This is a genomic window from Yinghuangia sp. YIM S09857, from assembly GCF_051388915.1.
Taxonomy (GTDB): domain Bacteria; phylum Actinomycetota; class Actinomycetes; order Streptomycetales; family Streptomycetaceae; genus Yinghuangia.
Window position 1 is genome coordinate 80,818 of sequence record NZ_JBPKBH010000013.1, and the last position, 10,900, is coordinate 91,717.

A 10,900-nucleotide genomic window follows, 5' to 3' on the forward strand; every position below is an offset into this window, starting at 1 on the left:
GCCGGGCCACACCCAACGTGGCCCGGCACCGCACCTCTCCCTTGTGGCTCCCTCGGGCGGCTTCGGCCCCCGGGGGACGCGACAGAGCCCTAACGCCGGCGGTCCGACGGCGTACGGCCCGATCCCGCCCCGGGGCTCCGGCGGCGAACTGCCTTCGACCGGACCGGAGTCCGGGTCAGTTGCAGCACAGTCGCCGTCCCGAGCACGACCCCGAGCAGTGCCGCGACCGCGGCGCCGCCCGGAGACCGGGTTCCGGAGAGCACGAGGAACAACGCGGTCGCGGTGACTGCGACCAGCGCTCCAAACGACAGATGGGTGATGTCGAGTCGGTTCACGGCCGGCCCACCTCCCCGCCTTGGCCGGGTCCCCATGGCCCGGGTCCTCGGGCCACGGTACTCCGTCCCCCGTAGGCGTTCCTACTGGAGGCTGTCGGCGAACACCGCGAACACGGAGCTGCCATGGGCGACTTGAGGAACCTCTCGGGGAACGGGAGGACGCACCGCGGGGTGCGTCCGGCCGCCGCGCTGGCCGTCGCGGGGCTGGCCTGCTGCCTGCTTGCGGGGAGCGGGCAGGGGGTCGGACAGGGGACCGGACAGGACGGCGGAGGGGGGCCGGGCGGTGCCGCGGCGGTGGGCAGCGCGGAGGGGCCCGGCGGCGTGGAGGGGCCGGGAGGCGTACCGCCTTCCGTTGCCGCCGCTGAGCCGGTGCCCGCTCCCGCACCTGCCGAACCGGCGGCCGCGAGGGCTGCCGCCTCCGCCGTCGGGGACGACCTCCCCGGCCCGTTCACCGAAACCCGCCGCTCCCAGCGCGAGGCGGCCGTCTCGTCCGTCGTGACCGCCTCGCAAGGCCTCGGCAGGGGCCCGCACAGCGCACCGGACTTCGTCCAGCTTCCGCAGGGCCCCAAGGTCCAGCTCCGACCCCCGGCGCACGCCCGGGTGTTCGTCATCCTCGTCGAGTTCGGCGACCGCGTGGGGCGGGCCGCCGAGGAGGGCGGCGGGGCCGCCGGGACGCCCGCCGACCCGGGCGACGAGCAGTCGTACGGCGGCATTCCGGGACCGCGGCACGCCACCATCCCGGAACCGGACCGCAGCGTGGACACCTCGACCATCTGGCATCCGACGTTCGACCGCGCGTACTTCCACGAGATCTTCTTCGGCGACGGCTCGCACGGGCCGTCCCTCGCCACGCACTACCGTGCGCAGTCGTCGGGCCGCATGGAGATCGACGGCAACGTCACCGACTGGGTGCGCGTGCCGTGGAACGAGGCCCGCTACGGCAGCAACGACTGCGGCGCGCAGGTCTGCACCAACGCGTGGGACCTCGTTCGCGATGCCATGAACGAGTGGTACGCCAACCTCTCGGCCAACGGCCTGAACGCCCGTCAGATCTCGGATGCCCTCGGCCCGTTCGACGTCTGGGACCGCGACGACCACGACCGCGACGGCGTGTTCGACGAACCGGACGGCTACATCGACCACCTGGAGATCGTGAAGGCGGGCGAGGACGAGGCCGCGGGCGGCGGCGCGCAGGGGGCCGACGCGCTGTGGTCGCACCGGTGGTACGCGTACAGCGACCAGGCCGGACGCACCGGCCCGCCGGGAAACCTCGCGGGCGGCACCCGGGTCGGCGGCACCGGGGTGTGGGCGGGGGACTACACCCTCCAGGCGGAGAACGGCGGACTCGGCGTCATCGCCCACGAGTTCGGCCACGACCTCGGCCTGCCGGACCTCTACGACCGGCGGGACGCCCTCAGCGGGTCGCCGGTCGCGTTCTGGTCCCTGATGGGCCTCGGCGGTTACCTCGGCGACGGCGGAACGGGCGGCGTCGGCAACTCGCCCGGCTCGTTGTCCGCGTGGGACCGCCTGCAACTGGGTTGGCTCGACTGGATGATCGCCGATCCCAAGACCGCCACGACGACCATACTGGCGCCGCTCCAGTCCACCGGGGATCCACAGGCGGTCCTGATCCCGCTGCCACCGCGCAGGGGCAGCGCCAAACCGCGCTGGTACGTGGTGGAGAACCGGCAGTACGCGGGCACCGACGCGGTCCTGCGCACCGGCCCGTACGACGGCCAGGCGGCCGGGGTGGAGAACTCCGGCCACTTCCCGTACGCATCCGGCGTCATGGTGTGGCTCTGGGACCCGTCGTTCGCCGACAACGACGTCGCCGACCACCCCGGAGAGGGTCTGATCCTGCCGATCGACGCGCACCCCGACCCGCTCATGGTCGACGGCGGCGCTCCGGCCCGCGGGCGCCTGGCGACCTTCGACGCACCCTTCAGCGCACCGGAGGAGCGCACCGACCCGATCCTGATCGGCTCCCCGGGCCGCCGGACCACCCTCGGAGCCCGGCCGGGCACTCCCGCCTTCGACGACCGCACGACCGCATACTGGTCCTCCCGGGCGCCTTTGACGGGCGTCAAGGTCCCGGCGGTGGGGGTGCGCATGGAGGTGGAGGGCAGGGCCCGGGTCGGCGAGGCAGTGCGAATTACGGTGAAGCCGAGCTGATTTGCGGTCTCGGCTCCGGTGAGCGTCTCTCGAATGCGACGTCGACCATGGTGAAGCCGAGCTGTTTTGCGGCCCGGCTCCGCTGAGCGTTTCTCGAACGCGACGTCGAACATGGTGGGGACTTCATCGGTTCGGGTGGTCGTGGGAGGTGGCCGGCACTTTGCCTCGGCGGCGAACGTTCCCGAGGTAGGAAGGGTCAGGCGGGAGGGGATGGAGTGCGGGGGAGGACGGATCAGGCCGGAGGGGATGAAGTGCGGGGGAGGACGGGTCAGGCCGGGGGGATGGAGTGCGGGGGAGGGCGGACCGGGCGGGAGGGGTTGGAGTGCGGGGGAGGACGGGTCAGGCGACGACTGGGGTGCCGGTCAGCTCAACTCCCGCGTCGGTCATTTCGGTGAGGGCACGGGAGGTGGTGGGGGCGGCGACGCCGGCGGTCAGGGACAGGAGCACTCGCGTGGTGAAGCCTTCGCGGGCGGCGTCGAGCGCTGTTGCGCGGACGCAGTGGTCGGTCGCGATGCCGACGACGTCGACGTCCGTGACGCCGTGCGCGCGCAGCCAGTCGGCGAGCGCGGAGCCGTCGTCGGCCGCGCCCTCGAAGCCGCTGTACGCCGCCGCGTGCGCGCCCTTCGAGAACACCTCGTCGATCTCGCCGTTCTCGACGGCGGGCGCGAACGCCGGGTGGAACGCCGCGCCCTGCGTGCCCGCGACGCAGTGCACCGGCCAACTGGCCACATAGTCCGGCGCTTCCGAAAAGTGCGCGCCCGGGTCGACGTGGTGGTCGCGGGTCGCGACGACGTGCGTGTAACCGGTCGCGTCCGCAGGCGCAGACGCCGGGTCCGGCGGCTGCTCCGCGGCGTTGTGCGCGACATGGCCGCGGATCGCCGACGCGACCCCGGCGCCGCCGTCCACCGCGAGGCTGCCGCCTTCGCAAAAGTCGTTCTGCACATCGACGACGATCAGTGCGCGGGTCATGGTGCGGGTTCCTCTCGATCGACGGGTTTCACTCGTACACGGTGGGCAGCACCGGCTCACCCCGGGACAACTGCGTAGCGGACAAAGGCAGTTCCGCCCGTGCCCGTTCGTGACGCTCACGGGCCTTCGCCAGGGGCTCGCGGCCCACCGTCTCGCCGTCCAGGACGAGCGGCACCAGCAGCTCGCGCAGCTCCGGTCCCACCGGCCGGGCCTCCCCGGTGCGCAGCACCTCCGCCTCCGCGACCCCGTCCGCGTCATAAGCCCGCAGCGCCGTCTTCCGCCCCCCGTGACTCGGCTTGCCGGGAGACTTCTTCGCCACCGGCACCATCGCCGCGTCCGCCGCGTCGGACTCCGCCCGCGCCACCAGCTTGTAGACCAGCGATGCCGTGGGGTGTCCGCTCCCGGTCACCAATTGCGTGCCCACGCCGTAGGCGTCCACCGGCGCCGCCCGCAGCGCCGCGATCGCGTACTCGTCGAGGTCGCTCGTCACCACAATGCGCGTCTTCGCCGCGCCGAGGTCGTCGAGCTGCCGCCGCACCCGGTGCGCGAGCAGCAGCAGGTCGCCGGAGTCCAGCCGCACCGCCCCCAGTTCGGACCCGGCCAGCTCCACCGCGGTACGCACCGCCTCCGCCACGTCGTACGTGTCCACCAGCAGCGTGGTGTCCTTCCCCAGCGCCGCGATCTGCGCCGCGAACGCGTCCCGCTCCCCGTCGTGCAGCAGCGTGAAGGAGTGCGCGCTGGTGCCCACCGTCGGGATCCCGTACGCCTGCCCCGCCCGCAGGTTGGACGTGCTGGCGAAGCCCGCGACGTACGCGGCCCGCGCCGCCGCCACCGCAGCCTGCTCGTGCGTCCGCCGCGACCCCATCTCGATGCACGGCCGCCCCGCGGACGCCGAGGTCATCCGGGACGCCGCGGCCGCCACCGCGCAGTCGTGGTTCAGCACCGACAGGATCAGCGTCTCCAGCAGCACGGCCTCCGCGAACGTCCCCTCGACGACCATGATCGGCGAGCCCGGGAACCAGCACTCGCCCTCCGGGTAGCCGTACAGATTGCCGCGGAACCGGTAGTCGGCCAGCCAGTCCAGCGTCGCGCGCCCCACCACGTGGTTCTCCGCCAGGAACGCCAGCGTCTCGTCGTCGAACCGGAACGCCTCGATCGCGTCGAGCAGGCGGCCCGTCCCGGCCATCACGCCGTAGCGGCGGCCGTCCGGCAGGCGCCGGGCGAACACCTCGAACACCGACCGCCGGTGCGCGGCCCCGCTGCGCAGCGCGGCCTCGACCATGGTCAGCTCGTAGTGGTCGGTGAGCAGGGCGGTGCCGGCCGCGCCGGCAGCCCGGGCGGCACCCGCGGTCGTCCCCGTTGTGGTGGCAGCAGTCCCCATCGCGTTCATACGAGCGAGCATAGCACCACTACTCGTCAGAGTGACGATTAGTGGTCGGCGTTTCGTCCCGGCGGTTCGCCACGGCGTCCCCGCCGCCTCCCGCGGGGCACGTTCGCCTCGGCCCAGCGCTGATGGGAGCATGGAGCCCATGAGTGTCGCGCCCGTCGAGGTCGAGAAGCCGGAGTCGGACGAGGAGGTTCTGCCCGACACCCCATGGGTCTGCATTGTGTGGAACGACCCGATCAACCTCATGTCGTACGTGACGTACGTCTTCCGCAGTTACTTCGGCTACTCGAAGCGGAAGGCCGAGAAACTCATGCTCGACGTGCACAACAAGGGCCGGGCCGTCGTCTCCTCGGGCACCCGCGAGGAGATGGAGCGCGACGTCAACGCCATGCACGGGTACGGCCTTTGGGCGACCGTCCAGCACGACAAATGACCCGCGCCGGCCGCCGAGCGGCGGCAGCCGCGCCACGGTCGCGCAGGACAAGCCGCGTCACGCGCAACACGCCAAGCCATGCCACCACGCCACCACGCACGATCACGTGAGCACCGGGAGAACCTGAGCAGTGAACGGCCAATTCGTACGCGGGCGCACGGGCCGACCTGAGATCGTCCTCGACGAGCTGCACGGCCAACTGCTGGCCGACCTGTGCCGCCAGGTGGTCGAGCTGGTCGAGCCCAAGCCCGCCCCCGGCGAGCCCGAGGGCGACCCGCTCGCGCGCGAACTGGGGCTGGACGGCCTCGACTGGGGCGGACTGGACGGCGAACCCAAGGCCGCCCCCAAAACCGCCCCCGACGACCCGGTGCTGGCCCGGCTGCTGCCCGACGCGTACCGCGACGACCCGGACGCCGCCTCGGAGTTCCGCCGCTACACCGAGAACGACCTGCGGCTGCGCAAGTGCGACAACGCCCGCACCGTGCGCGCCGACATCGCCGCGTCCGGCGCCGAGGGGCACATCGTCCTCGACGAGCGGCACTCGCAGGCCTGGCTCGGCGCGCTCAACGACCTGCGGCTCGCCCTCGGCACCAACCTCGGGGTCACCGAGGACCTGGACGCCTTCGCCGAGAGCCTGGAGCCGGACGACCCGCGCCTCGCGATGCTCGCGGTGTACCACTGGCTCGGCATGCTCCAGGAGTCCCTGGTGGAGTCGCTGACGCCGTGACGCCGCAGCGTGCGTACCCTCGACGCATGCTGACGATCACCACCGAACTGCGCGACCAGATCGTCGCGCACGCCCGCGCCGACCACCCCGACGAGGCCTGCGGCGTCGTCGCGGGCCCCGAGGGCAGCGACCGCCCCGAGCGCTTCATCCCGATGCTGAACGCGGCGCGCTCGCCCACGTTCTACGAGTTCGACTCGGGCGACCTGCTGGCCCTCTACCGCGAGATGGACGACCGCGACGAGGTTCCGGTGGTGATCTACCACTCGCACACCGCGACCGAGGCCTACCCGTCGCGGACGGACGTCTCGTACGCCTCCGAGCCCTTCGCCCACTACGTCCTCGTCTCGACCCGCGAGACCGGCGGACACGAGGGTCCGTACGAGTTCCGCTCCTTCCGGATCGTGGACGGCGAGATCACCGAGGAGGAAGTCCGCTTCGTCGACGCCTACTGAGGTCGCCGCTTGCTGACGCCGCCGCGAACCGAGGTCCCGACCTTCCGAAGTCCCGACCTTCCGAGGTCCCGACCTTCCGGGGTCGCGGCCTACCGAGATCGCGGCCTACGAGGCCGACACACAGCGCACGCGGTTCGATACGCAGCAGCCGTGGAAATCCGCACACCCGATTCGTCACCAAAGCTGCATTGGTCACCATTCGTCCCCCCGCGCCATCTCGCAATGCGAAATACCGCGTTCCAACATACGAGCCACCCTCGGATCGGCCGCAGCGGAATGGCTAGCATGACGATATGCGTTACGCAGGCATGGACATGACGACCACGAGCCCGGGCACCGCCCCCGGCACGCTCTTGGTCGCGCGCCTGCACGTCGACCTAGGCCGACTGTCCAGCGCACTCTGTCGCGCCCTGCCTCAGGGCTGACCAGGCCGCCGCCCCGCGGAACCCGCGAACGGCCCGCACCGGCAGCCCACAGCCCGTCGCGTATCCGGCCGTGCCGGAGCGACCCCTTGCCTGCACTCACGTACCCGCATTCTTGGAGCGCCCCATGGCCATCGAGGTCCGCATCCCGACCATCCTCCGCGACTACACCGGCGGCGCGAAGGCCGTCGAGGGATCCGGCAAGTCCATCGACGAGCTGATCAACGACCTGGAGTCCCGGCACGCCGGCATCCGCCACCGCCTGGTCGAGGAGGACGGCACGCTCCGGCGCTTCGTCAACGTCTACCTCAACGACGAGGACATCCGCTTCATCGACGGCATCGCCTCGACGCTGGACGACGGCGACACCGTCACCATCCTCCCGGCCGTGGCCGGCGGCGCCTGACATGCGCTACGACTCGCTGATCGACGCGGTGGGCCGCACTCCGCTGGTCGGCCTGCCGCGTCTGTCGCCGTCGTCCGAGGTCCGCATCTGGGCCAAGCTGGAGGACCGCAACCCCACCGGCTCGGTCAAGGACCGCCCGGCCCTGCACATGATCGAGGCCGCCGAACGCGACGGCGTCCTCACCCCCGGCTGCACCATCCTGGAGCCCACCAGCGGCAACACCGGCATCTCGCTGGCGATGGCCGCCCGCCTCAAGGGCTACAAGATCGTCTGCGTGATGCCGGAGAACACCTCCGAAGAACGCCGCGAACTGCTGCGCATGTGGGGCGCCGAGATCATCTCCTCGCCCGCCGCGGGCGGCTCCAACACCGCCGTGCGCGTCGCCAAGGAACTGGCCGCCGAGCACCCCGACTGGGTCATGCTCTACCAGTACGGCAACCCCGCGAACCCGGACGCGCACTACACCACCACCGGCCCCGAGCTGCTGGAGGACCTGCCGACCATCACGCACTTCGTGGCCGGCCTCGGCACCACCGGCACCCTCATGGGCGTCGGCCGCTACCTGCGCGAGAAGGTCCCCGGCGTGCAGATCGTCGCAGCCGAGCCGCGCTACGACGACGTCGTCTACGGCCTGCGCAACCTCGACGAGGGCTTCATCCCCGAGCTGTACGACGCCGACGTGCTCACCACCCGCTACTCGGTGGGTTCCCACGACGCCGTCCGCCGCACCCGCGAACTCCTCGAACACGAGGGCATCTTCGCGGGCGTCTCCACCGGCGCCGCGCTGCACGCCGCACTGGGCGTGGCCCGCAAGGCGGTCAAGGCGGGGGAGCGCGCCGACATCGCGTTCGTCATCGCCGACGGCGGGTGGAAGTACCTGTCGACCGGCATCTACACCGCCGCGTCCACCGAAGAGGCCATCGAGCGCCTGCACGGCCAGCTCTGGGCCTGAGCACCGGGTCCGAACACTGGGCCTGAGCACCAGGTCCGAACAGGTTCGAGCACCTGGTGCGAGCACTGAGCGTGAACTCCGGACCTGAAGTCTCGGCCCGAGTACCGCCGGGCCCGCCGAGGGCACCGGCATCGGGCACCCCGAAGGGGCCGTACGACCGCGCGTACGGCCCGGGGTGATTCCCGACACAGCGGGGGTGAGCCCTCCGGAGAACCGGCCGCCCTGACCGTACCCTCCTGTATGTGGCAGATCTGAGCGACGCACACCCCGGCGTTCCCGGCGCGAAGCCGCGCGACGCCCGTGGGCGCTGCCGCCTGCCCGCCGCCGGGGCGAGTCGCCCGACCGCCGGCGGCCCCGCGCAGTCCCGGGAGATCGGCCGACGTCTCCGGGGTCCGGAACTCACCCACGTAGACGCCCTGGGGGCGACCGCATGAAACTCACCGTCGTCGGATGCGCGGGCAGCTATCCGGCTCCCGACTCGCCGTGCTCGTGCTACCTCGTCGAGGCCGACGGAGTACGCGTGCTGCTCGATCTCGGCAACGGCGCGCTCGGCAGCCTCCAGCACCACACCGACCTCGGGGCGGTCGACGCCGTCGTCCTGTCCCACCTGCACGCGGACCACTGCCTCGACCTGTGCGGCTACTTCGTGTACCGCAACTACCACCCCGAAGGCCGCCTCCCGCTGCTGCCGGTGTGGGGGCCGCAGGGCACCGCGGCGCGGCTCTCCCGTGCCTACGACATAGCCGGAGAGCCCAGCCTGACCGAGGCGTTCTCGTTCCACGACGTCAACCCCGGGGTCTTCGAGATCGGGCCGTTCCGGTTCACCGCCGCGCACGTCAACCACCCCGTCGAGTCCTTCGCCTACCGCATCGAGGCGGGCGGCACGAACCTCGTCTACTCCGGCGACACCGGCGACAGCGACACCCTCGTCGATCTCGCCCGGGACACCGAACTGCTGCTGTGCGAAGCCTCGTTCGTCGACGGCCGCGACACCTACCCGGACGTGCACCTCAACGGCCGCGAGGCCGGCGAGCACGCCGAACGCGCGGGCGCCCGGCGGCTGGTGCTCACCCACATCCCGCAGTGGACGGACGGCGAGCGCAACCTCGCGGACGCGCGCAAGGCGTACTCCGGCACCGCCGACCTGGCCCGCCCGGGCGCGGTCTACGAGGTCTGACAACACGGCACCGGACCGCCGCGGCCCTAGGCTGAGGGCATGTCACGAGCAGACGGCCGTACCCCCGAGCAGCTTCGCCCGATCGCCTTCCACCGCGGATGGCTCGACCACGCCGAGAGCTCCGTCCTCGTCGAGTTCGGCCGCACCCGCGTGCTGGTCGCCGCGTCCGTCACCGAGGGCGTGCCGCGCTGGCGCAAGGGCAGCGGCCTCGGCTGGGTCACCGCCGAATACTCGATGCTGCCGCGCGCCACGCACACCCGCGGCGACCGCGAGTCGGTCAAGGGCCGCATCGGCGGCCGCACCCACGAGATCTCCCGGCTGATCGGACGCTCGCTGCGCGCGGTCATCGACTACAAGGCGCTCGGCGAGACCACGATCCAGCTCGACTGCGACGTCCTCCAGGCGGACGGGGGCACACGGACCGCCGCCATCACCGGCGCATACGTCGCCCTCGCCGACGCGGTCTCGTGGGCGCAGCGCAACAAGCTCGTGAAGGCCAAGGCCGAGCCCCTGACCGGGACGGTGGCGGCGGTCAGCGTCGGCATCATCGACGGCGTCCCGATGCTGGACCTGCCGTACGAGGAGGACGTGCGCGCCGAGACCGACATGAACATCGTCTGCACCGGCGACGGGCGCTTCGTCGAGGTGCAGGGGACCGCCGAAGGAGAGCCGTTCGACCGCGAGTTGCTCAACCGCCTGCTGGACCTCGGGGCCGCGGGCTGCGCCGAACTCGCCCTGCTCCAGCAGATCGCGCTGGAGGAGACCGCGGGCTGACGCCTCGCCGAGGAGGTCGCCCCGCGGTCCGTGAAGCGCCTTTGTCCTGATATCGGAGGATCGACCGAGCCGGTGGATAACGCCCGGGTTGCCAGTGTCACGAGGCTGCAACCGGGAGGGTGTGAAACGGCCACCGGCGCGGACGCAGAACGCCGGACTCCGCTACCTTCTGATCACCAGTCAGGCATATCTTCCCGCATATCTTTTCGCATCTGAGGAGCATCATGTTCCGTGCCCACCGCGCCGTGCGTACGAGCGTCGCCGCCGTCGCCCTCGCCGCCGCCCTGTTCACGGCGACTGCGTGCTCCGAGGCGCAGAAGGCGATCGACTGCATCCAGCTCGGCACGCAGCTCGCCAACGACGTGTCGAACCTCCAGAGCGTCATCAACGACCCCGAGGCCGCGGCCGACTCGCTGGAGAACATCACCAAGACCCTCAACAACGCGGCCGGCGACGTGGATTCGCAGGACGTCAAGGACGCCATCGCGGAGATGTCCGCCCAGGTCACGCAGTTGAGCCAGCAGATCGCCAACAAGGAGACCCCGTCGATCGACGCCGTCTCGGTTCTGAAGACCAGCGCCAAGACCATCGGCGACGCCTGCACGAGCTGACCCCCGCGCGCGTCCTCCGGCTGCCGGCGGGCGCGGCCGCAGATTCCGGCAGCCAGGCCGGTACCCAAGGCCGGTACGGGGGG

Annotated in this window: 13 protein-coding genes; 10 read left to right on the forward strand and 3 right to left on the reverse strand. The window is 71.7% G+C overall.

Annotated elements, in window-relative coordinates:
• Positions 1-89: 89 nt before the first annotated feature.
• Positions 90-335, reverse strand: a complete 246-nt coding sequence (locus ACRX5S_RS25725; protein WP_436775460.1) for a hypothetical protein — start codon at positions 333-335, stop codon at positions 90-92.
• Positions 336-458: 123 nt separating this feature from the next.
• Between ACRX5S_RS25725 and ACRX5S_RS25730 the strand changes: the two genes are divergently transcribed.
• On the forward strand, positions 459-2,507 hold the full coding sequence (locus ACRX5S_RS25730; RefSeq protein WP_436775461.1) for an immune inhibitor A domain-containing protein: 2,049 nt from the start codon (positions 459-461) through the stop codon (positions 2,505-2,507).
• Between the two features lie 339 nt (positions 2,508-2,846).
• Here the strand turns inward: ACRX5S_RS25730 and ACRX5S_RS25735 are convergent, their stop codons facing one another.
• Entirely contained in the window at positions 2,847-3,476 is a 630-nt protein-coding gene (locus tag ACRX5S_RS25735) for an isochorismatase family protein (RefSeq protein WP_436775462.1), read from the reverse strand.
• 28 nt (positions 3,477-3,504) lie between these two features.
• Positions 3,505-4,758, reverse strand: coding sequence for a nicotinate phosphoribosyltransferase (locus ACRX5S_RS25740; RefSeq protein WP_436775611.1), 1,254 nt, complete (start codon positions 4,756-4,758; stop codon positions 3,505-3,507).
• Between the two features lie 247 nt (positions 4,759-5,005).
• On the opposite strand from ACRX5S_RS25740, the gene clpS reads away from it, so the two are divergent.
• From clpS to ACRX5S_RS25785, 9 genes are all read left to right on the forward strand, one after another.
• Positions 5,006-5,296, forward strand: a complete 291-nt coding sequence (gene clpS / locus ACRX5S_RS25745) for an ATP-dependent Clp protease adapter ClpS (protein WP_436775463.1) — start codon at positions 5,006-5,008, stop codon at positions 5,294-5,296.
• Between the two features lie 130 nt (positions 5,297-5,426).
• The gene (locus tag ACRX5S_RS25750; RefSeq protein WP_436775464.1) at positions 5,427-6,023 is read left to right on the forward strand and encodes a DUF2017 domain-containing protein; all 597 of its coding nucleotides are present in this window, start codon (positions 5,427-5,429) and stop codon (positions 6,021-6,023) included.
• A 26-nt stretch (positions 6,024-6,049) separates the two neighbouring features.
• The gene (locus tag ACRX5S_RS25755) at positions 6,050-6,475 is read left to right on the forward strand and encodes a Mov34/MPN/PAD-1 family protein (RefSeq protein WP_436775465.1); all 426 of its coding nucleotides are present in this window, start codon (positions 6,050-6,052) and stop codon (positions 6,473-6,475) included.
• Positions 6,476-6,789: 314 nt separating this feature from the next.
• Complete coding sequence (locus ACRX5S_RS25760) at positions 6,790-6,900, forward strand: putative leader peptide (RefSeq protein ID WP_436775612.1); 111 nt, start codon at positions 6,790-6,792, stop codon at positions 6,898-6,900.
• Positions 6,901-7,024: 124 nt separating this feature from the next.
• Positions 7,025-7,303: a MoaD family protein gene (locus tag ACRX5S_RS25765; RefSeq protein ID WP_436775466.1), complete on the forward strand. Its 279-nt coding sequence runs from the start codon at positions 7,025-7,027 to the stop codon at positions 7,301-7,303.
• 1 nt (position 7,304) lies between these two features.
• Entirely contained in the window at positions 7,305-8,255 is a 951-nt protein-coding gene (locus ACRX5S_RS25770) for a PLP-dependent cysteine synthase family protein (protein WP_436775467.1), read from the forward strand.
• 430 nt (positions 8,256-8,685) lie between these two features.
• Positions 8,686-9,432: an MBL fold metallo-hydrolase gene (locus ACRX5S_RS25775; RefSeq protein WP_436775468.1), complete on the forward strand. Its 747-nt coding sequence runs from the start codon at positions 8,686-8,688 to the stop codon at positions 9,430-9,432.
• A gap of 39 nt (positions 9,433-9,471) precedes the next feature.
• A complete protein-coding gene (gene rph / locus ACRX5S_RS25780) occupies positions 9,472-10,206 on the forward strand; it encodes a ribonuclease PH (RefSeq protein WP_436775469.1) in 735 nt (244 codons plus the stop codon).
• Between the two features lie 224 nt (positions 10,207-10,430).
• Positions 10,431-10,817, forward strand: a complete 387-nt coding sequence (locus ACRX5S_RS25785) for a hypothetical protein (RefSeq protein WP_436775470.1) — start codon at positions 10,431-10,433, stop codon at positions 10,815-10,817.
• Positions 10,818-10,900: the final 83 nt, after the last annotated feature.